The 19,225-nt window shown below is 60.1% G+C and carries 20 protein-coding genes, 1 other RNA gene and 1 pseudogene; 13 read left to right on the top strand and 9 right to left on the bottom strand.

The features are described from left to right. Positions 1 to 135 precede the first annotated feature (135 nt). Positions 136 to 2,052: a molecular chaperone DnaK gene (dnaK, locus tag CCGE525_RS00755; protein WP_120702617.1), complete on the top strand. Its 1,917-nt coding sequence runs from the start codon at positions 136 to 138 to the stop codon at positions 2,050 to 2,052. An 84-nt stretch (positions 2,053 to 2,136) separates the two neighbouring features. Beyond that, positions 2,137 to 3,285 carry a molecular chaperone DnaJ gene (dnaJ, locus tag CCGE525_RS00750; protein WP_120702616.1) on the top strand — a complete coding sequence of 383 codons (1,149 nt, stop codon included), beginning with the start codon at positions 2,137 to 2,139 and terminating at the stop codon, positions 3,283 to 3,285. Positions 3,286 to 3,398: 113 nt separating this feature from the next. On the opposite strand, the gene CCGE525_RS00745 is transcribed toward dnaJ, so the two are convergent. Next, positions 3,399 to 4,082 (bottom strand): glutathione S-transferase family protein, encoded by a 684-nt coding sequence (locus CCGE525_RS00745; RefSeq protein WP_120702615.1) that lies wholly within the window; start codon positions 4,080 to 4,082, stop codon positions 3,399 to 3,401. Between the two features lie 210 nt (positions 4,083 to 4,292). Between CCGE525_RS00745 and CCGE525_RS00740 the strand changes: the two genes are divergently transcribed. From CCGE525_RS00740 to CCGE525_RS00725, 4 genes and pseudogenes are all read left to right on the top strand, one after another. Then, a complete protein-coding gene (locus tag CCGE525_RS00740; protein WP_120702614.1) occupies positions 4,293 to 4,769 on the top strand; it encodes a MarR family winged helix-turn-helix transcriptional regulator in 477 nt (158 codons plus the stop codon). 128 nt (positions 4,770 to 4,897) lie between these two features. Then, the gene (recF, locus tag CCGE525_RS00735; protein ID WP_120702613.1) at positions 4,898 to 6,025 is read left to right on the top strand and encodes a DNA replication/repair protein RecF; all 1,128 of its coding nucleotides are present in this window, start codon (positions 4,898 to 4,900) and stop codon (positions 6,023 to 6,025) included. Then, positions 6,003 to 6,832: pseudogene (locus CCGE525_RS00730) on the top strand (molybdopterin-synthase adenylyltransferase MoeB). Before recF ends, CCGE525_RS00730 begins: the two are co-directional and overlap by 23 nt. After that, entirely contained in the window at positions 6,829 to 7,308 is a 480-nt protein-coding gene (locus CCGE525_RS00725; protein WP_120702612.1) for a GNAT family N-acetyltransferase, read from the top strand. Before CCGE525_RS00730 ends, CCGE525_RS00725 begins: the two are co-directional and overlap by 4 nt. Before the next feature lie 102 nt (positions 7,309 to 7,410). On the opposite strand, the gene CCGE525_RS00720 is transcribed toward CCGE525_RS00725, so the two are convergent. Beyond that, positions 7,411 to 8,412, bottom strand: a complete 1,002-nt coding sequence (locus CCGE525_RS00720) for a 2-hydroxyacid dehydrogenase (protein WP_120702611.1) — start codon at positions 8,410 to 8,412, stop codon at positions 7,411 to 7,413. Positions 8,413 to 8,593: 181 nt separating this feature from the next. On the opposite strand from CCGE525_RS00720, the gene CCGE525_RS00715 reads away from it, so the two are divergent. Together CCGE525_RS00715 and CCGE525_RS00710 are read left to right on the top strand one after the other, a co-directional pair. Further along, positions 8,594 to 9,133, top strand: coding sequence for an SH3 domain-containing protein (locus CCGE525_RS00715; protein WP_120702610.1), 540 nt, complete (start codon positions 8,594 to 8,596; stop codon positions 9,131 to 9,133). A gap of 93 nt (positions 9,134 to 9,226) precedes the next feature. Further along, positions 9,227 to 9,841 (top strand): cadmium resistance transporter, encoded by a 615-nt coding sequence (locus tag CCGE525_RS00710; protein ID WP_425375880.1) that lies wholly within the window; start codon positions 9,227 to 9,229, stop codon positions 9,839 to 9,841. Positions 9,842 to 9,904: 63 nt separating this feature from the next. On the opposite strand, the gene CCGE525_RS00705 is transcribed toward CCGE525_RS00710, so the two are convergent. After that, positions 9,905 to 10,897 (bottom strand): adenosine kinase, encoded by a 993-nt coding sequence (locus tag CCGE525_RS00705; protein WP_120702609.1) that lies wholly within the window; start codon positions 10,895 to 10,897, stop codon positions 9,905 to 9,907. Positions 10,898 to 11,309: 412 nt separating this feature from the next. On the opposite strand from CCGE525_RS00705, the gene CCGE525_RS00700 reads away from it, so the two are divergent. Further along, on the top strand, positions 11,310 to 12,254 hold the full coding sequence (locus CCGE525_RS00700; RefSeq protein WP_120706178.1) for an AEC family transporter: 945 nt from the start codon (positions 11,310 to 11,312) through the stop codon (positions 12,252 to 12,254). A 129-nt stretch (positions 12,255 to 12,383) separates the two neighbouring features. Continuing rightward, positions 12,384 to 13,547: a patatin-like phospholipase family protein gene (locus tag CCGE525_RS00695; RefSeq protein ID WP_120702608.1), complete on the top strand. Its 1,164-nt coding sequence runs from the start codon at positions 12,384 to 12,386 to the stop codon at positions 13,545 to 13,547. Between the two features lie 68 nt (positions 13,548 to 13,615). Here the strand turns inward: CCGE525_RS00695 and CCGE525_RS00690 are convergent, their stop codons facing one another. Then, complete coding sequence (locus tag CCGE525_RS00690) at positions 13,616 to 14,197, bottom strand: c-type cytochrome (RefSeq protein WP_120702607.1); 582 nt, start codon at positions 14,195 to 14,197, stop codon at positions 13,616 to 13,618. Between the two features lie 151 nt (positions 14,198 to 14,348). On the opposite strand from CCGE525_RS00690, the gene CCGE525_RS00685 reads away from it, so the two are divergent. Together CCGE525_RS00685 and CCGE525_RS00680 are read left to right on the top strand one after the other, a co-directional pair. After that, a complete protein-coding gene (locus CCGE525_RS00685; RefSeq protein ID WP_120702606.1) occupies positions 14,349 to 15,104 on the top strand; it encodes a 3-deoxy-manno-octulosonate cytidylyltransferase in 756 nt (251 codons plus the stop codon). A 27-nt stretch (positions 15,105 to 15,131) separates the two neighbouring features. After that, a complete protein-coding gene (locus tag CCGE525_RS00680) occupies positions 15,132 to 15,986 on the top strand; it encodes a prephenate dehydratase (RefSeq protein ID WP_120702605.1) in 855 nt (284 codons plus the stop codon). Positions 15,987 to 16,163: 177 nt separating this feature from the next. On the opposite strand, the gene CCGE525_RS00675 is transcribed toward CCGE525_RS00680, so the two are convergent. The 5 genes from CCGE525_RS00675 to CCGE525_RS00655 all read right to left on the bottom strand — a co-directional run bounded on the left by CCGE525_RS00675 (position 16,164) and on the right by CCGE525_RS00655 (position 19,036). Next, positions 16,164 to 16,532: a VOC family protein gene (locus tag CCGE525_RS00675; protein WP_120702604.1), complete on the bottom strand. Its 369-nt coding sequence runs from the start codon at positions 16,530 to 16,532 to the stop codon at positions 16,164 to 16,166. A gap of 120 nt (positions 16,533 to 16,652) precedes the next feature. Then, positions 16,653 to 16,889 carry a hypothetical protein gene (locus CCGE525_RS00670; protein ID WP_120702603.1) on the bottom strand — a complete coding sequence of 79 codons (237 nt, stop codon included), beginning with the start codon at positions 16,887 to 16,889 and terminating at the stop codon, positions 16,653 to 16,655. Positions 16,890 to 16,973: 84 nt separating this feature from the next. After that, positions 16,974 to 17,660 (bottom strand): helix-turn-helix transcriptional regulator, encoded by a 687-nt coding sequence (locus tag CCGE525_RS00665; RefSeq protein WP_120702602.1) that lies wholly within the window; start codon positions 17,658 to 17,660, stop codon positions 16,974 to 16,976. A 9-nt stretch (positions 17,661 to 17,669) separates the two neighbouring features. After that, positions 17,670 to 18,629 carry an NAD(+) diphosphatase gene (gene nudC / locus CCGE525_RS00660; RefSeq protein WP_120702601.1) on the bottom strand — a complete coding sequence of 320 codons (960 nt, stop codon included), beginning with the start codon at positions 18,627 to 18,629 and terminating at the stop codon, positions 17,670 to 17,672. Beyond that, on the bottom strand, positions 18,626 to 19,036 hold the full coding sequence (locus CCGE525_RS00655) for an HIT family protein (RefSeq protein WP_120702600.1): 411 nt from the start codon (positions 19,034 to 19,036) through the stop codon (positions 18,626 to 18,628). The genes nudC and CCGE525_RS00655 overlap by 4 nt, the downstream gene beginning before the upstream one ends. 91 nt (positions 19,037 to 19,127) lie before the next feature. Between CCGE525_RS00655 and ffs the strand changes: the two genes are divergently transcribed. Beyond that, positions 19,128 to 19,224, top strand: an RNA gene (ffs, locus tag CCGE525_RS00650) — signal recognition particle sRNA small type. The last annotated feature ends 1 nt before the right edge of the window (position 19,225 follow it).

Raw genomic sequence — 19,225 nt, 5'->3', positions numbered from 1 at the left:
AGTCAGTAAAACCGCTACTTATATACGCGGCATCACCGCAGTCATGGCTGCGCAATCCTCAAGACCATCCCGTAAGGGGCTGTCAATGGAATGCCTGACAGGGGTTCCGATAGCTTGCTTCAAGGAGAGAATAACATGGCAAAAGTAATTGGTATCGACCTTGGAACCACGAATTCCTGCGTCGCCGTCATGGACGGCAAGGACGCGAAAGTGATCGAGAATGCCGAAGGCGCCCGCACCACCCCTTCCATGGTAGCCTTCACTGACGACAGCGAACGCCTCGTCGGCCAGCCGGCCAAGCGCCAGGCGGTCACCAACCCCACCAATACCCTCTTCGCTGTCAAGCGCCTGATCGGCCGCCGCTACGAAGATCCGACCGTCGAGAAGGACAAGCACCTCGTTCCCTTCAAGATCGTCCGCGGCGACAATGGCGACGCCTGGGTGGAAGCACAGGGCAAGGGCTATTCGCCCGCACAAGTTTCCGCAATGATCCTTCAGAAGATGAAGGAAACTGCCGAATCCTATCTCGGCGAAAAGGTCGAAAAGGCCGTCATCACCGTTCCCGCCTACTTCAACGACGCGCAGCGCCAGGCAACCAAGGATGCCGGCAAGATCGCAGGTCTTGAAGTTCTGCGCATCATCAACGAACCGACCGCTGCTGCGCTCGCCTATGGCCTCGACAAGAAGGACGGCAAGACGATCGCCGTCTATGACCTTGGCGGCGGCACTTTCGATATTTCGATCCTGGAAATCGGCGACGGCGTCTTCGAAGTGAAGTCGACCAACGGCGATACCTTCCTTGGCGGTGAAGACTTCGACATGCGTCTCGTCGAATATCTCGTTGCCGAATTCAAGAAGGACAACGGCATCGACCTCAAGGGCGACAAGCTCGCTCTGCAGCGTCTCAAGGAAGCCGCTGAAAAGGCCAAGATCGAACTGTCCTCTTCGCAGCAGACCGAAATCAACCTGCCCTTCATTACGGCAGACGCCACCGGTCCGAAGCACCTGACGCTGAAGCTGACCCGCGCCAAACTCGAAAGCCTGGTCGACGACCTCGTCCAGCGCACCATCGCGCCCTGCAAGGCAGCGCTCAAGGATGCCGGCGTCACGGCTGCCGAGATCGATGAAGTCGTTCTCGTCGGCGGCATGAGCCGCATGCCGAAGGTTCAGGAAGTCGTCAAGCAACTGTTCGGCAAGGAGCCGCACAAGGGCGTCAACCCGGATGAAGTCGTCGCTCTCGGCGCCGCCATCCAGGCCGGCGTTCTGCAGGGCGACGTCAAGGACGTCCTGCTGCTCGACGTTACCCCGCTGTCTCTCGGCATCGAAACGCTGGGCGGCGTCTTCACCCGTCTGATCGAGCGTAACACGACGATCCCGACGAAGAAGTCGCAGACCTTCTCGACCGCCGACGACAACCAGTCGGCCGTGACCATCCGCGTTTCGCAGGGCGAGCGTGAAATGGCTGCCGACAACAAGCTGCTCGGCCAGTTCGACCTCGTCGGCCTGCCGCCGGCTCCGCGTGGCGTACCGCAGATCGAAGTCACCTTCGATATCGACGCCAACGGCATCGTCCAGGTTTCGGCCAAGGACAAGGGCACGGGCAAGGAACAGCAGATCCGTATCCAGGCTTCGGGCGGCCTCTCTGACGCCGATATCGAAAAGATGGTCAAGGATGCCGAGGCCCATGCTGCCGAGGATAAGAAGCGCCGCGAAGGCGTGGAAGCCAAGAACCAGGCCGAAAGCCTTATCCACTCCAGCGAGAAGTCGCTGAAGGATTACGGCGACAAGGTAACCGAAGCCGACCGCAATGCGATCTCCGAAGCGATCGCAGCCCTGAAGACTGCAACCGAAGCTTCCGATCCGAACGCCGAAGACATCAAGGCCAAGACCCAGACGCTCATGGAAGTATCCATGAAGCTCGGCCAGGCGATCTATGAGTCCCAGCAGGCGGAAGCATCTGCCGCTGATGCCTCGGCGGGCGGCAAGGACGATGTTGTCGATGCCGACTACGAGGAAATCAAGGACGAGGACGACCGCAAGCGGTCTGCATAATCGCAAGCCTTAACTGGTTTTGCGGAAACTTAGATCCGGCTGCCTTCGGGCAGCCGGAAATCCATTTCCGGGGTCTAATGCTTAATGGCAAAAGCGGATTTTTACGAGACGTTGGGCGTCTCCAAGACGGCGGACGAGAAAGAGCTGAAGAGCGCCTTTCGCAAGCTGGCGATGCAATATCATCCGGACAAGAATCCGGACGACAGCAGCGCCGAGCGGAAGTTCAAGGAAATCAACGAAGCCTACGAAACGCTCAAGGATCCGCAGAAGCGCGCCGCCTATGACCGCTATGGCCATGCTGCTTTCGAGCATGGCGGCATGGGCGGTGGCGGCGGTTTTGGTGGCGGCGGCTTCGGCGGCGGTGGCTTCTCCGATATCTTCGAGGATATTTTCGGCGAGATGATGGGTGGCGGACGTTCGCGCGGTCGCTCCTCCGGCGGTCGCGAACGCGGCGCCGATCTTCGCTACAACATGGAAATCTCGCTCGAAGAGGCCTTTACCGGCAAGACGGCGCAGATTCGCGTGCCGACCTCGATCACCTGCGACGCCTGTTCCGGCTCCGGCGCGAAGCCGGGCACGCAACCGAAGACCTGCGGCACTTGCCAGGGTTCGGGCCGGGTGCGCGCCGCGCAGGGCTTTTTCTCGGTCGAACGCACCTGTCCGACCTGCCATGGCCGCGGCCAGATCATTCCCGATCCCTGCACCAAATGCCATGGCCAGGGCCGCGTGACCGAAGAGCGCTCGCTTTCGGTCAGCATCCCCGCCGGCATCGAGGACGGCACGCGCATTCGCTTGCAGGGCGAAGGCGAAGCTGGTTTGCGCGGCGGGCCCTCGGGCGATCTCTATATCTTCCTCTCCGTCAAGCCGCATGAATTCTTCCAGCGCGACGGGGCCGATCTCTATTGCGCGGTACCGATCTCGATGACGACGGCGGCCCTTGGGGGTACCTTCGACGTCGCGACGCTCGATGGCACGAAATCGCGCGTCACCGTTCCCGAAGGCACGCAGGTCGGCAAGCAATTCCGCCTGAAGGCGAAGGGTATGCCGGTGTTGCGCTCCAGCCAGGTCGGGGACCTCTACATCCAGATCCAGATCGAAACGCCGCAGAAGCTCACAAAGCGCCAACGCGAGCTGCTGCAGGAATTCGAACAGATCTCCTCGAAGGACAACAATCCCGAATCAACGGGCTTCTTCGCCCGCATGAAGGATTTCTTCGACACGTTCAGCGACTGAGCGGCGAATCAATATGTTTCACATGAATCCGGCCGATGATTCGGCCGGCCACTAACTCACACATTCTATGCAGGTTGCATCGCCGCGCGTCAGATGATGACGCGCTCGATCTTTCAGTTTGCGAGTTTCAGCAGCCACGCATCGCGGTTCTGAAGGAACATCTTGAGCCGATCTCCGTAGTCGTCCATTACAGCGTTCTTGACGCTTTGCCGGGCGGCGAGAGACGCACGCCAGAACCTCACGCGCGGCAGCTCATCGAATATGCCAGTCGCAGCGATGATATCGAACACATCGAAATAGCGGAAAATCGGTGCAAACACAGCATCGACGAGGCTGAATGCAGTGCCGGCGAAGAACGGCCCCTCACCCAATTGTGCTTCCACGCGCACGAATTTGTCGACCAGCGCCTTACGCTTGACCTCATAGGTTTGGGCATCCTTCGCGGTCTCGAATCCCCATAAGTCCGAGAGGATAGAGGAACCAAATTCGATCCACCCGCGATGCCGGGCACGCGTGAGCGGATCGGCGGGATGTAGCGGACTGCAAGGTTGGGTCTCCTCCAGGTATTCGCAGATGACGGCACTCTCGAAGAGGACCGCGTCAGTACCATCGTCCTGACGTATGATCAGCAGGGGCAGCTTGCCAAGAGGGGAAATTGCAAGAAACCAGTCGGGTTTTGCCGCCAGATCGATATAGCGGCGCTCGAACGGTACGCCTTTTTCGGCAAGCGCGATGGCGGCGCGTTGGACGTAGGGGCAAAGGTGATGGCTGATGAGGGTCAGCTTGGCGTCGGACATCGTATAGCTCCTTCTGTGAATCAGTGAATTGGAAGTGAGGATCGGAGCGCGCAAGGCCCGTCGCCGAACAGGAATTGCGCAATGGACAGCAGCACGACACCGGAGTCGGTCAGGCGATGCTGGTTCATGAAAAGGTCTCCGCTCGAGATAGATGTAATTGCATCTATATAAGAGCTTGCCTTATCGGTCAATGTAGATGTAATTGCATCTATGTCCGATTGTTCAGATACCACAGCCTCACGGCCATCAACCGCGATCACGCGGGCATGGGTACGCCTCATGCGTACGCAACAGCTTGTTCTTGCAGCAATCGAACGGGACTTGAAGACTGCCGACTTGCCGCCGCTCGGCTGGTATGACGTTCTGCTCGAGCTGACGCGAGCCGAAGATGGCCGGTTGCGCCCTTATGAGATCGAGCAGCGCGCACTCCTGGCGCAACACAACCTTTCCCGACTTCTCGACAGAATGGAGAAGGCCAACCTTGTTCAGCGCAAGGTATTTATTGACGATGGTCGGGGCCGGTGGGTCATTATTACCGACGCCGGTCGTGCCATGCAGGCCCGCATGTGGACCGTCTATGCCTCGGCGCTCCAGCGCCATCTAGGCGACAAGCTGGATGATGCCCGAGCCGGCCAACTGACTGAATTGCTGGCTGCGTTGTCGCGAATTCCCGATGCTTCACGATAAAATCGGCCGACCTATGCGTACGATCGATAGGCGCGCTCTGTCGGAGGGCGGGATGGCCATGGCGTGCGGCTCTTGCGCTTATGCATCGTTCGGCATAGCTCTCTGGCCAGAACGAATCCGGATGCCCGATGCCGCACAAGGTTTTCATCTCGCGCCTGAAGCTGACCGACTTCCGCAATTATGCGGCGGCGGCGCTTGCGTTTGACGAGCGGCATGTGGTGCTGACCGGCGACAACGGTGCCGGTAAGACCAATCTGATGGAGGCAGTCTCCTTCCTTTCACCCGGGCGCGGTCTGCGGCGCGCGGCTTATGCGGATGTCACGCTCGTCGATGCATCGGGCGGCTTTTCGATCTTCGCCGAGCTCGATGGCATGGATGGCGAGGTCGAGATCGGAACCGGCGTCGACGCGAGTGACGAGACGACGGCTCGCAAGCTCAGGATCAATGGCACGCCGGCCAAGACCGTGGACGAGTTGACCGACCATTTGCGCGTGCTTTGGCTGACCCCGGCCATGGACGGGTTGTTCACCGGCGGCTCCTCCGAGCGGCGGCGCTTCCTCGACAGACTGGTATTGTCACTGGATCCTGCACACGGCCGCCGCGCCAGCGATTTCGAGCGCGCCATGCGCAGCCGCAACAAACTGCTCGCCGAAGGCCGATTCGATCCGTCCTGGCTTACCGGCATCGAGGAGCAGATGGCGAGCCTCGGCATCGCCATGGCACTCGCCCGGCAGGAGATGCTCGGTCTTCTTACCCGACTGATCGCCGAATCGCGTGAAGCAACCCCCTTTCCATCTGCGGCGCTCGAGCTGTCCGGCTTCCTCGACGAGCAATTCGACCGCCCGGCCGTCGATCTCGAGGACAGCTATGCCGAGATGCTACGCGAGGGACGCTATCGCGATGCGGCTGCCGGGCGCACGCTTGACGGCCCGCACCGGGCCGATCTGCTGGTGCGTCATCGTGAGAAAAATATGGAGGCGGAGCGTTGCTCAACGGGCGAACAGAAGGCCCTGCTCGTCGGCCTCATCCTCGCCCATGCCCGGCTGGTGGGCAACTTGACCGGCCACGCGCCGATCCTGCTGCTGGACGAAATTGCCGCGCATCTGGACGAAGGCCGGCGCGCAGCCCTCTTCGACCTGATCGACGGGCTCGGTGGCCAGGCCTTCATGACCGGCACCGATAGAGCGATGTTTTCCGCGCTCGGCGAACGGGCCCAATTCTTTACCGTCGCCCATGGCGGCATTTCAAAATCATAGCGGAGAATTTTCAGCGGAGCGTGATAATATCATGGCCATGGATCCTTTGACTTCAGACGAAATCGCCCGTTACAAGCGCCACATCCTGCTGCCTGAAGTGGGCGGCGCCGGTCAGCAGAAATTGAAGGCGGCACGGGTTTTGGTGATCGGCGCGGGCGGGCTTGGTGCGCCGGTGCTGCAATATCTCGCCGCCGCCGGCGTCGGTACGCTCGGGATAGCCGATGACGACCGCGTCTCGCTCTCCAACCTGCAACGGCAGGTGATCCACGATACCGGCACGATCGGCGAGCTGAAGACCCAGAGTGCGGCCGACGCCATTGCGCGGCTGAATCCGCATGTTCGGACCATCCGCTTCGAGGAACGTTTTTCCGTCGAGACGGCCGCGCGCCACCTCGCTGGGTTCGATCTCATTGTCGACGGCTCCGACAATTTCGACACGCGCTACGCTGCAGCGGACGCAGCCGAACTGGCACAGCTGCCGTTGGTAACTGGTGCGGTCGGCCGGTTCGACGGCTCGCTGACGACGCTGAAGCCTTTCGAGACCAACGCCGACGGTACGCCGAACCCTGGCTATCGCGATCTCTTCCCGACGCCCCGCCCAAAGGCCTTATTCCCGCGTGCTCCGAGGCCGGTATCATCGGCGCACTGACCGGCGTCATCGGCACGCTGATGACGATGGAGGCGATCAAGCTCATCACCGGCATCGGCGAACCGCTGATCGGCCGCCTGCTGCTCTATGACGGGCTTGCCGCCCGCTTCGAGACCATCCGCTACCGCCGCAAGCGCGCGAGAGCGGCGGCCGAATGAGCAATATCATCTTTCAGCGTCTCGACGACAGCTTCGACCGCTGGGACGAACTGCTGGAGCTCATTCTCGCCTCCTTCGCCTATATGAACGGGGGGATCGATCCGCCCTCCTCGGCGCTGTCGCTGACGCCTCAATCGCTCAAGGAAAAGGCGAAGAACGAAATCGCCTATATCGCACTTGATGGCGACCGATTAGCCGGCTGCATATTCTGCCGCCCGGAGACCGCAAGCCTTTATATCGGCAAACTTGCCATCCTGCCGTCCGAACAGGGCAAAGGGATTGGCCGGCGCCTGCTGGCGCTGGCGGAAGCGACAGCGCGGGAGCACGGACTTAATGTGCTGCGGCTGGAAACACGCATCGAGCTCACCGGCAATCACGCGACCTTCGCAAGCTGGGGTTTCCTGAAAACCGCCGAGAACAGCCATGCCGGCTTCGATCGCACGACGTCGATCGAAATGCGCAAGTTACTGACGTAAAGCGCATCGCGATCTCTGGGATTCGCTCCGCGCTTTAGGCTCTTCGTTTGCGCATGTCGTTATCGCAAAACCGCTGTACACTTTTGCGCGACATGCTTTGGCTCAGCGAAACGGCAGAACCCGGTTCGGCGGCCTGTGGCCGTCGATGAATGCGCGGATATTGATGATGACCTTGTCACCCATATCGATGCGGCTTTCGAGGGTAGCCGAGCTCATATGCGGCAGCAGCACAACCTTGCCCTCGTTGGCAAGTTTCACCAGCTTCGGGTTGACGGCCGGTTCGTTCTCGAAGACGTCTAGGCCGGCGCCGGCGATCTTGCCTTCGCGCAAAATCTTGATCAGCGCCGTCTCGTCGATGACGTCACCACGCGCCGTGTTGACGATGTAGCTGGTCGGCTGCAGCAGAGCGAGCCGGCGCGCCGAGATCAGATGAAAGGTCGCCGGCGTTGACGGGCAGTTGACCGAGACGATGTCGACCCGGGCAAGCATCTGATCGAGGCTGTCCCAATAGGTCGCCTCCAGCTCGTCTTCAGTCGTCATGCTGACGCGCTTGCGATTGTGATAGTGGATGGACAGGCCAAAAGCCTTGGCGCGGCGGGCGACGGCGGTGCCGATGCGACCCATCCCGACGATGCCGATACGCTTGCCGTGAATGCGGCGGCCGAGCATCCAGGTGGGCGACCAGCCGGCCCATTCGCCGGGCTTGTCCGTCAGCACCCGCGCACCTTCGGCGAGACGGCGAGGCACCGCGAGAATCAGCGCCATGGTCATGTCGGCCGTGTCCTCGGTCAGAACGTTCGGCGTGTTGGTGACGGTAATGCCCCGGCGGGCGGCGGCTTCGACGTCGATATGGTCCGTCCCGTTCGAAAAGCTGGCAATCAGCTTCATCTGCGGCCCGGCTTCCTCGATCAACGCCGCATCGATGCGATCAGTGACGGTCGGCACCAGCACGTCGGCGGACCGGATGGCTTCGACAAGCTCGGCATGCGTGCGCGGCGTATCGTCAATGTTGAGTTCGGCATCGAAGAGTTCGCGCATCCGCGTCTCCACTGCATCCGGCAGTTTACGCGTGATATAGACCTTCGGTTTTTTCTTCGTCGTCATGGCGACCGGCGATGCCTTGTTCAGATGTTCTTAACCAAGAAGCAGGATAATTTTCCCGTTCCGAGCATTTCTACCAGACCCGCAGGCGAAGACAAATAAAACTCGTGGGCGCGGCGCAGGGATTTGCCGATAAACCGGAACGTTAGGCCGCCTTGGTCATGATGAGCGAACGGAAATCCCTATGCGTGGCAAAGTACTGAAGTCCTGCGCTGTTTTGGCGATCGGCCTGATGATGGCCGGCGCCACCGCCAATCTTGCCGCGGCCCAGGCCGCCAAGGGCCCGAGCGGGTTGCCGCTGCCGCGATTCGTGACCCTGAAGTCGAAGCGCGTCAACCTGCGCGTCGGCCCGAGCGCCGACTACGCGGTGTCATGGCTCTATCTCAAGCAGGGATTGCCGGTCGAGATCATCCAGGAATACGACAATTGGCGCCGCGTACGTGATGCCGACGGCACAGAGGGCTGGGTCAACCAGTCGTTGCTCTCCGGCCAGCGCTCGGCCATCGCCGCGCCGTGGATGAAGGGCAAAGGCAAAGCGGTCTTCGTCAACATGCGCCGCGACGCGCAGCCGTCGAGCACCGTCATCGCCAAGCTCCAGCCAGGCGTGATGATGAACATCCGCGAATGCACCGGCGACTGGTGCCTGGCGACCGCCGACGGTACAGAGGGCTGGGTGGCGCAATCCGAAATCTGGGGCGCTTACCCCGGTGAAGCTTTCAAATAAAAAAGACAGTCTCAAAATTCTATGGTAGCCGCGACCGCGTGACTTTTGCGACGCGACGATGCATCCGAGCATCAAAAGCGGGAAGCGGTGATCTTGGAATATTTCTTCGGAATCCTCGGCGTCGCCATCGTCCTGTTCGTATCGACGAACGTGGATGACCTCTTTGTCCTGCTCGGATTTTTCGCGGATCCCAAATTCCGCGCCGGAGAGGTTGTCATCGGCCAGTATCTGGGCGTTACGGCTCTTTACGGCGCGAGCGTCCTGGCCTCTTTGATCTCTCTCATCATTCCCGCTGCCTACATGGGTCTTCTTGGCCTGGCGCCGATCTTTCTCGGCCTGAAGAAGCTATGGACATTGCTGAAGGGCTGTGAAGCCGATGATGATCTTGAAGATCATGAAAAGGCGTCAGCCGGGCACGGCAATATCGCAGCCGTCGCTGCGGTGACGATTGCGAATGGCGGCGATAACATCAGCATCTACACGCCATTATTCGCCACGCGAACGATCGATCAGATTGCCATCTTCGGCGTCGTGTTCGCCCTGTTGACAGCTTTATCGCTCGGTGCAGCACACTTCCTGGTCAATCACCGTACGATAGGCGCACCGATCAGACGTTTCGGACATCTGGTGGTGCCGTTCGTCCTCGTGGGCCTTGGAATACTCATTCTCCATGGGGCCGGAACCATAGATCTCCTTAGCCGCCTTTGATAAGCCGCTCGCAACGGTCTGCTGCGAACGGCTTTCTACACCAGTATCAGCCAGCAGGTGGGCTTAAAGAAGCCCAAATTCCTTCGCGGCTTCCGACAGCGACCGCATCGGCCGCGGTCCGATCTGCTCGATGACAATAGCCGCAGCGAGATTGCCGAGCTTGCCGCAGTCTTCAAGGGTGCGACCCTGCGTATAGCCGAACAGGAAGCCGGCGGCAAAAAGATCGCCGGCACCGGTGGTATCGACGCGCTCCTCGATCGGATGGGCGTCGACGACATAGCGTTCGTTGCCGCGCACGATCACGGCGCCATCCTTGCCAGTGGTCACGGCGGCGATCTTGCAATCGGCTGCAATCAGCTTCAACGCCTTCTCGAAATCATCGGTCTCATAGAGGGACAATGCCTCGTCGCGATTGGCAAAGACGATATCGACGGTGCCAGAGCGCATGAGATCGAGGAATTCGTCGCGATAACGGCCGACGCAAAAGCTGTCGGACAGCGTCATCGACATTTCCCGGCCATTGGCGTGGGAAATGCGGGCGCATTCGCGAATCGCTTCCTTGGCACGCGGCGGGTCCCAGAGATAACCTTCGAAATAGGTGACCTTGGCGTCGGCAACGATATCGGCTTCGACGTCTTCCGGACCAAGCTCAACGCAGGCACCGAGATAGGTGTTCATCGAACGCTCGCCGTCCTCGGTAACGAAGATCATGGAACGGGCGGTCGGCGGGAATGTGCCCTTCGGCTTGGTTTCATAGTGGACGCCCTGGGCGCGGATGTCGTGAGCGAAGATTTCCCCCAACTGGTCTTCCGCGACCTTGCCGAAATAGGCCGACCTGCCGCCGAAATTCGCAACACCTGCCGCGGTATTGCCGGCACTGCCGCCGGAGGCTTCGAGCGCCGGACCCATGCGCGAATAGAGCAACTCGGCCCGCTCGGCGTCGATGAGATTCATCGCGGCCTTGGTGATCTTGTTATCGATCAGGAATTGATCATTGCAGCGGGAGATAATGTCGACGATAGCATTGCCAACGGTCAGTACATCGAAACGAGTCATCAAAAAGGGGGTCCCGGTATTGGTGATAGCCGGTATCCGGTATTAGCGGTTTTTCCGAAGTTTGGAAGGAAAATCGGTGTCTCATAAGGTAACTAAATCTCAACCAGTCATTTGGCTGTCACTTCCCATCTGTAAACACTTATCAAGTGAACTGGCATGGGATGCGGACAAGGCATTCACCGCCAGCTCTGGGAAGGTATGATACCTTCCGCCTCACCGGTACGCGCGCCGACCACGGATGAACTGGCGGCTTGTGGACCGGGAGGATCCTGGCGGCGCCGGGTGCGGAAAAGCGGGCGTGGCCCGCTTTTTTTGTTTCCGACTGCTTTTCGGCTTCTCACGTTGCGGCAAGCTGCTACAAGTTTGGGATCACGTCTCAATATCCCGCCATTTTGCAGCTCCCTCACCCGGCATGTCCGAAATCCTTTCCGATGTCCTGCCAATTTTCGTGCTGATCCTCATCGGCTGGGCGATCGTGCGCGCCGGCATATTGTCAGCCAGCGTCGGCGAGGCGATGAGCGAGTTCGTCTTCAAGATCGCGGTGCCGCTCCTGTTGTTCCAAACCATTGCTGAAGCGGATTTTCATGGAGCCTCGCCGTTCCGGCTGTGGATCGCCTATTTTGCCGGCGTCACCGTCGCCTGGACAGCCGGCCATCTGGCGGCGACACGGCTGTTCGGGCGAGACGCGCGAATCGGTGTACTCGCCGGTGTCTCGTCTGCCTTCGCCAACAATATTTTCATCGGCCTGCCGCTGGTGGGCCGCGCTGTCGGTCCCGACGGCATCGTGGCGATGTCGATCCTGCTTGCCGTGCATCTGCCGGTCATGATGATCGCCGGCACGATGCTGATGGAGCGGGCCGAGCGCAAGCAGAACGGCGGTTCCGGGCGCAGCATAGGGGAAGTCTTGCAGCAGGTCGGCAGAAACCTGGTCCGCAATCCACTGGTCGTCGGGCTTTTCGCCGGCCTTGTCGCGCACATCACCGGCATTTCCTTGCCGACGACCCTCAGCACGGTGGTTGACGACATCGCCAATATCGCAGGTCCGGCTGCGTTGATTTCACTCGGCATGGCGCTGCGGCAATATGGACTTTCCGGCAATCTCGGCATCGCCAGCGTGACGTCGGCCTTCAAGCTTCTGTTGCTGCCGGCCTGCGTGCTTGTGGCCGGCTATCTTTTGGGCCTCAGCCCGGAATGGCGAAAGGCGCTCGTGCTCACCTCTTCGGTTCCAACTGGTGTGAACGCCTGGCTCATTGCCAATCGCTTCGGCGTCGGTCACAGTCTCGCGGCATCGACGATTACGCTGACGACAGCGCTCGGTGCACTCACAGTGTCACTTTGGGCCTATATGCTCGGCTGAAGCAGGCTCAAGCAGTTTTGCCCGGGCACCGCGACGATATATCTCCGCTTTCGGAGAAGCAGGCAGGAAAATGGTCATATATTCGCGCAGTCCCGCCCTTAAGGGTGGAGCGCAGCAAAGGATGGAACCATGAATATTGCAGCTCCAGCAGTCACCACCAATCCCGCTTCGGCCTATGCGCAAAAGGTCTTCGTCCTGCAGGGCGGCGGCGCTCTCGGCTCCTATCAGGCGGGCGCTTTCGAAGCGCTGAGGGAAGTCAACATCGAGCCGGATTGGATCGCCGGCATTTCGATCGGCGCGATCAATGCCTCGATCATGGCGGGCAACGTGCCGGGCCAGCGGCTGGAGAAACTGCGTTCCTTCTGGAACAAGGTCAGCGTGCAGTTGCCGGTCGACCTCCTGTTGGAGCGGCAGCGCCAGACCAGCCATTTCTATCGCACGGTCAGCAGTTGGTGGGTGTCGACCTTCGGCGTGCCCGGCTTCTTTTCTCCGTGGCAGATCCCTTCCTGGTTTCAGGCGCGGGGTTCGGCGGGCGCGACCAGCATCTACGACACAGAGCAACTGCGCCAGACCCTGCTCGATCATGTCGATTTCGACCGCATCAACCACGGCCCGGTGCGGCTGAGCCTCGGCGCCGTCAATGTCCGAACCGGCAATTTCGCCTTCTTCGACAACAAGGATATCAAGATCAAGCCGGAGCACGTCATGGCAAGCGGTGCGCTGCCGCCCGGCTTTCCGGCGATCAAGATCGGCAACGAATACTACTGGGACGGCGGCCTGGTCTCGAACACACCACTGACTTATGTGCTGAGGAACGGCGCCGGTATCGACACCGTCGTCTTCCAGGTCGACCTCTTCAGCGCTACCGGCCCGCTGCCGCAGGACCTCGAAGAGGTGGAGGAGCGGCGCAAGGACATTACCTATTCCAGCCGCACCCGACTCAATACCGATCTTTTTCTCGAACGGCACCAGCTTCGCCGCACCATCTCGGAACTCTACGCGCGCCTGCCCGAGGAGGCAAAGGCCGACCCGGCAATCCAGAAGCTGAAGGAAAACTGCTCCGACTACGGCGTCACGATCATTCACCTGATCTACCGCAACAAGCAGTTCCGCTCCCATTCGAAGGACTACGAATTTTCAGCATTATCGATGCACGAGCATTGGCAGGCGGGCCTGCGTGACTGCCGCAAAGCGCTGATCTCAGAAGATTGGCGCATGCCGCCGAGCGTTGAGGATGGGCTCAAAGTCTTCGACCTCGATCAGAAGATGCGGACGCGCAAGCACGTTGTTTGAGTGGCTTACCGGCACGAAAAAGCCCGGCCGAGGCGACCGGGCTTTTGCATTTATACGCTTGAAGCTGCTTAGTTCGTTGCTGCCGGAGCGTTCACGTCGGGCAGCGGCTCAGGCGTGTCGGCCAGCGTGCGCAGATAGGCGATGACATTGGCACGATCTTCTTCTTTCGGCAGGCCGGCAAAGCCCATCGCCGTCCCAGCAATGAATTTCTTCGGAGCTTCGAGGAAATGGTAGAGATGATCGTAGGTCCACTTCTCGCTGCTGCCCTTGGAAAAATCCTTCATGGCGGACGAATAGCCAAAACCTTCATGCGAGGCGATCGGACGATCGACAACACCAAAGAGGTTCGGACCAACCTTGTTCGGCCCGCCCTTGGTGCCGTCATGACAGGCCTGACACTTCTTGAAGATCGATTCGCCGGCCTTGGCGTCGGCCTTTTGCAGCAATTGCGCGATCGGCGTTTCCTGTTTGGCGGCGGCTGCCTTACCGCCGGCTCCGGCAGAGGTATCTTCAGCGGCGACAATTGCGAAGCCCGGCTTTTCCGGCGCCTCTGAATGGAAAATAAATCCCGACGCGAGCGACACGGACTTCAGCACAAAAAGTGTGGCCAGAAGTGCCCCGACACCCATGTTCACGTAGGATGAATTCATCTGCTATGCTCCCCTCGCCTCCGGCAGCGGCTGCCGGCCCATCTTGAATTCGCGCGAAACCTATGTCTTTTGGCTGTTTCTTGCAACTCTGTAAACAGTCTCCACCGTGAGACTTTTTGACACTTATCCGGCGGGAATAGAAGGCCCAACAATGACTGATCCAAACTTAGACAAGGCGCTGGTGCTCATTCCTGCCCGGATGGCCTCCACCCGCCTTCCAGGCAAACCGCTCGCCGATATCTGCGGTCTGCCGATGATCGTACAGGTTGCCAAACGCGCACGCGAGGCGGCGATCGGTCGCATCGTTGTTGCCGTCGACCACGATGATACTTTTACTGCCGTCGCCAAAGCCGGGTTCGAAGTCGTCATGACCAGCCAGGACCATCAATCCGGCTCCGACCGCATCTACGAGGCGCTGAAAGCCGTCGATCCCGACGGTCACGCCGAGATCGTCATCAATGTCCAGGGCGATCTGCCGACCATCGATCCCGAGACCATTCGCGCGTCGTTGCGCCCGCTCGAAAACCCTGCCGTCGACATTGCGACACTTGCCGTCGAAATCACCGATGAGGAAGAGAAGACCAAGCCAAGCGTCGTCAAGGTGGTTGGCTCCGCTCTTTCGGACAGCCGCCTGCGCGCGCTTTATTTCACCCGCGCTACGGCGCCTTACGGCGCGGGGCCGCTTTATCATCACATCGGCCTTTACACCTATCGCCGCGCGGCGCTGGAAAAATTCGTCAGTCTCGGTCCTTCGCCGCTGGAAAAGCGCGAATCACTTGAGCAGTTGCGGGCGCTCGAAGCGTGCATGCGCATCGATGTGGAGATCGTTGACACGATACCGCTCGGTGTCGATACTCCCGCCGACCTCGAAAAGGCCCGCCGCATCCTTTCCGGCGCCTCTCTCTGACGGAATTTCCCCCAAAGGCCAGTCCCAATGATCACCAAGACCAACAAAATCTCTTTTCAGGGCGACTATGGCGCCAATTCCGATATGGCCTGCCGCGATATGTTCCCGACGATGGAGCCGCTGCCTTGCCAGACCTTTGAGGATGCCTTTTCCGCGATCGACAATGGCGAGGCCGATCTCGGCATGATCCCGATCGAAAACACGATCGCGGGGCGTGTCGCCGACATCCATCACCTGCTGCCGGAATCGCGCCTGCATATCGTCGGCGAGTATTTCATGCCGATCCGCTTCCAGTTAATGGTGCTGCCCGGTGTGGAGAAGGAAGAGATTCACACGGTGCACAGCCACATCCATGCGCTGGGGCAATGCCGCAACATCGTGCGCGCCCACGGCTGGAAGCCGATCATCGCCGGCGATACGGCAGGCGCTGCCAAGCTGGTCAAGGAAACCGGCGACCGCAGCATGGCGGCGCTGGCGCCGCGGCTGGCAGCCGACCTCTACGGGCTGGAAATCATCGCCGAGAACGTCGAGGACACCGAAAACAACATGACGCGCTTCGTCGTGCTATCGCGCGACGAAGACTGGGCGCAGCGCGGCTCGCCAGAGGAAAAAATCGTCACCACCTTCGTCTTCAACGTCCGCAACATTCCGGCCTCGCTCTACAAGGCGCTTGGCGGTTTCGCGACCAACGGCATCAACATGACGAAGCTCGAAAGCTATCAGCTCGGCGGCCGTTTTGTAGCGACGCAGTTCTATGCAGATATCGAGGGCCACCCCTCCGATCCGCATGTGCGCCGGGCTCTTGAGGAATTGCGGTTCTTTTCCGAGAAGGTCCGCATTCTGGGTGTCTACAAAGGGCATCCGATGCGCGGGCAGCTCTGAGTCTGGCCGTCTCGGAGGCCACCTCGTCCTTCGAGGCTTCGCTTTTCGAGCTCCGCACCTCAGGATGAGGCGGAGTAAGCTATGCGGTTCGGCACAAAAGATTAGCCCTCATGGTGAGGTGCGAAAGCCCATCGGGCTGCAGCCTCGAACCACGAGGGCGGTTGGCTAGGCCGCAGATTATTTATCCGGCTCACAAACTCTGAGCCGATGACCGTCCGGATCGAGCACGACGAAGGTCGGACCGAAATCCATCGTCGTCAATTCCTGCGCGATCGGCAGGCCGCGGGCTTTCCAGTCCTTGTAATGCTCCGCGACCGCGCCTTCGCCATCGACCATGAAGGCGAGTTCACCACGGCTGCCGATGGCGGAAGGTTGCGGCTCGACGCTGCTGCGGCGCCACAGGCCAAGAGTGAAACCATTGTCGAGCGGGAAGGCAACGAAATTCGGCGCAGCGACAGCTGGTTCACGGCCGAGCAGGTCGCGATAGAAAGGCACACTTTCGGCCGGATCCTTGACGTAGAAGATGATGAGGTTCGGACTTGTCATTTGCATATTCCTTTTGTTTCGGGGGATATGAGGGCATGAGGATGCGGTCCGGCAGGCGAGGCAAAGCCTGCCGGTGGTGAATTTGTCAGCGGATGGTCGGATGTTTACGGAGACGCGTCTTTAGCGCATCCGCTCTTCCTCACGATACGGGGCACAGCCATCGAGAAAGCCCAGATCGCGCTTCATGGAATCCGGTGCACCCTCGATATCGAGGCGATTCCGGCTACGGGCGAAATAGCCAAGCGCAGCCCACATGAAGCGGACTGGCCATATCGGCATGGAAAGATCCTTGCCTTTACGCGCCTCTTCGACGCCGCGAGGCGTTTGTTCCGTGACGATGAAAGCGTGGCTTGCCATGATCGGTCCTCCTTCCTGCTTGGGATGGTGGCCATCATAGTCTTACCTACTGACAGTTTCTGGCAGTAGCCTTGTATCTGGAGATCAATCGTTGGCCATGCCCTGCTGGGCGTGCCATTCCCTTGCGAGCGCGATACGGCGGCGTGGGTAGCGTGCCTCCAGCACCGCGAAATCGATGATTCGGTCGGCGCGGAAATGGCGAAAATCCTGGCGCAGCTCGCACCAGGCCATGATGATGCGTGCATTGTCGAAATAACCGAGCGCGAAAGGCCAGATACGCCTGGTCGAAATGGCGCCGTTGACGTCGCCATAGGTCAATTGCACCATGCGCTCCGCACGGATCGCCTTGCGCATGAGGGAAAGATCGGCCTTATCCTCCATTATGCGGCGCGTGGCGACGACCACCGCCGCTTGATCGACCGCCTCGCGCATTTCGGCCGGCAGCACGGCAGCGATCTTGGCAAGAGCGTCGGCTCCGGCTGCTGCCAGTCGCGAATCGGTTGCGCGGGCGACCCATCTCGACCCCAGCACCAGCGCCTCGATCTCGTCCTGCGAAAACATCATCGGCGGCAGCATGAAGCCGGGCTTCAGAACATAGCCGATGCCGGGCTCGCCTTCGATCATGGCGCCCTGCGTCTGTAGGCTGGCAATATCGCGGTAGAGAGTGCGCAGACTGACGCCAGTCTCTTCAGCGAGGGTCGCGCCACTGACTGGGCGACGGTAGCGCCTCAGCGTCTGCAGCAGGGTCAGCAGCCGTTCCGAGCGCGCCATGACAAGCGCCTATCGCTCCCATTCCACCCAGTCGCGCATCAGGCGATGGGCGATGGCGCCCTTGGGTGGAGAAGTGTTGCCGGAAGCCGAGACATGATCGAGCATGGCGAGCGTCTCTTCCGGGGTAAACCAGCGGCAATCATCGAGTTCGGCAGTATCCATATGGATCTCCCTCGACTTCGCCTCGGCATAGCAGCCGATCATCAGGGAATGCGGCATCGGCCAGGGCTGCGAAGCATGATAGCGCACGCGGCCGATGTGGATGCCGGACTCCTCATGCGTTTCGCGGCGCACGGCATTCTCGATGGTTTCGCCAGGTTCGACGAAGCCGGCAAGGCAGGAATACATGCCCGGTGCGAAATGATGGCTGCGGCCGAGCAGGCAGAGATTTTTCTCCTCGTCGATCGTCAGCATAATGACGACCGGATCGGTGCGCGGGAAAATCACGTGTTCGCAGGCGGTGCAGACCCGCTTATAGCCGCCGATGCGGAGTTCCATGACCGAGCCGCACCGGCCGCAGAAGCGGTTGTCGTTGTTCCAGCGGATAAGGCTCATGCCTTGCGCCGCTTCGCCGAGGATTTCGCCTTCGAGCAGGAGATCGCGCCAGAGCGAGCGCATGTCGGAAGGCTTATAGTGGCTGGCGAGATCGTCGGCATTGATGCGCACCGGAACAGCCAGCCGCGGCTCGCCGGTCCTGCGATAGCCGAGCAGCACCGCCGCCTCCCAGTCCGGATCGAGCTCCTGCAACTCGTAGCGCGCAAACAGTGGGTCGAGCACCTGGCCGTCATGTTTCAAGACCAGCTTGTCCTTGGCAAAAGCCAGGATATGCGTGCCTTCCTTGGCGAGCGCATGCTTGATCGATTCCTCGTCGCGGTGCTCTGCATCCCGATCAAGCTGGTTTTCGGCAAAGGCGGTGAGGCTGCTGGCTTCCGGGTGAGGAGCATCCGAAGAGAAGATGGAATGGTTCATTGTGAAAGCGTATCCCGCAACTTGGCTATGAAGCTGTTCATGTCTTCGTCCGCATAGGGTTCCGCCTTGCCGTAGCCCCAGATCGGGCCGGGCCAGTTCGTGTCCCCTTCGAACCGCGCAATGACATGAACATGAAGCTGACGGACGATATTTCCAAGAGCCCCAATGTTGATTTTTGTCGCTCCCGTCACCGTCTTCAAGGCGGCGCCGACCTTGATGGTCTCGAAGTTCAGCAGAACCTGGTCGAGCGGCGTCAGCTCGAATATTTCCGATATGCCGGGCCGACGGGGCACCAGCAACAGCCACGGCCAGCGGCGATCCTTCATCAGTCGCACGTCGCAAAGGCCGATAATCGTGACGGAAACGCTGTCATTCGCCAGACGATCGTCGAGCGCAAAATCCTGCAATGAGGTGTCCTCCAGTGTTTTATCAAATGTTTAGCAGTTTTTTTTGACCTTGGCTTGCTTTTGATGCCGATATTGCCGATATGTGCATCCGGGAGGTTGGTGGTGGACGAGCCACTCGCCAACCGGGTCAGGTCCGGAAGGAAGCAGCCCTAACGAGCCCGGCACGGGTCATCGTGCCAGCCTCCCACC

The organism is Rhizobium jaguaris, from assembly GCF_003627755.1.
Classification (GTDB): domain Bacteria; phylum Pseudomonadota; class Alphaproteobacteria; order Rhizobiales; family Rhizobiaceae; genus Rhizobium; species Rhizobium jaguaris.
This window is presented reverse-complemented; position numbering and strand designations above follow the sequence as displayed.

Coding starts and splice junctions, on each gene's coding strand:
- CCGE525_RS00705 (WP_120702609.1), bottom strand. CDS start 10,897: ATGACTCGTTTCGATGTACTGACCGTTGGCAATGCTATCGTCGACATT.
- recF (WP_120702613.1), top strand. CDS start 4,898: ATGCCGCACAAGGTTTTCATCTCGCGCCTGAAGCTGACCGACTTCCGC.
- nudC (WP_120702601.1), bottom strand. CDS start 18,629: ATGAACCATTCCATCTTCTCTTCGGATGCTCCTCACCCGGAAGCCAGC.
- CCGE525_RS00740 (WP_120702614.1), top strand. CDS start 4,293: ATGTCCGATTGTTCAGATACCACAGCCTCACGGCCATCAACCGCGATC.
- CCGE525_RS00680 (WP_120702605.1), top strand. CDS start 15,132: ATGATCACCAAGACCAACAAAATCTCTTTTCAGGGCGACTATGGCGCC.
- dnaK (WP_120702617.1), top strand. CDS start 136: ATGGCAAAAGTAATTGGTATCGACCTTGGAACCACGAATTCCTGCGTC.
- CCGE525_RS00745 (WP_120702615.1), bottom strand. CDS start 4,082: ATGTCCGACGCCAAGCTGACCCTCATCAGCCATCACCTTTGCCCCTAC.
- CCGE525_RS00665 (WP_120702602.1), bottom strand. CDS start 17,660: ATGGCGCGCTCGGAACGGCTGCTGACCCTGCTGCAGACGCTGAGGCGC.
- CCGE525_RS00725 (WP_120702612.1), top strand. CDS start 6,829: ATGAGCAATATCATCTTTCAGCGTCTCGACGACAGCTTCGACCGCTGG.
- CCGE525_RS00700 (WP_120706178.1), top strand. CDS start 11,310: ATGTCCGAAATCCTTTCCGATGTCCTGCCAATTTTCGTGCTGATCCTC.
- CCGE525_RS00695 (WP_120702608.1), top strand. CDS start 12,384: ATGAATATTGCAGCTCCAGCAGTCACCACCAATCCCGCTTCGGCCTAT.
- CCGE525_RS00690 (WP_120702607.1), bottom strand. CDS start 14,197: ATGAATTCATCCTACGTGAACATGGGTGTCGGGGCACTTCTGGCCACA.
- CCGE525_RS00715 (WP_120702610.1), top strand. CDS start 8,594: ATGCGTGGCAAAGTACTGAAGTCCTGCGCTGTTTTGGCGATCGGCCTG.
- CCGE525_RS00670 (WP_120702603.1), bottom strand. CDS start 16,889: ATGGCAAGCCACGCTTTCATCGTCACGGAACAAACGCCTCGCGGCGTC.
- dnaJ (WP_120702616.1), top strand. CDS start 2,137: ATGGCAAAAGCGGATTTTTACGAGACGTTGGGCGTCTCCAAGACGGCG.
- CCGE525_RS00720 (WP_120702611.1), bottom strand. CDS start 8,412: ATGACGACGAAGAAAAAACCGAAGGTCTATATCACGCGTAAACTGCCG.
- CCGE525_RS00675 (WP_120702604.1), bottom strand. CDS start 16,532: ATGACAAGTCCGAACCTCATCATCTTCTACGTCAAGGATCCGGCCGAA.
- CCGE525_RS00685 (WP_120702606.1), top strand. CDS start 14,349: ATGACTGATCCAAACTTAGACAAGGCGCTGGTGCTCATTCCTGCCCGG.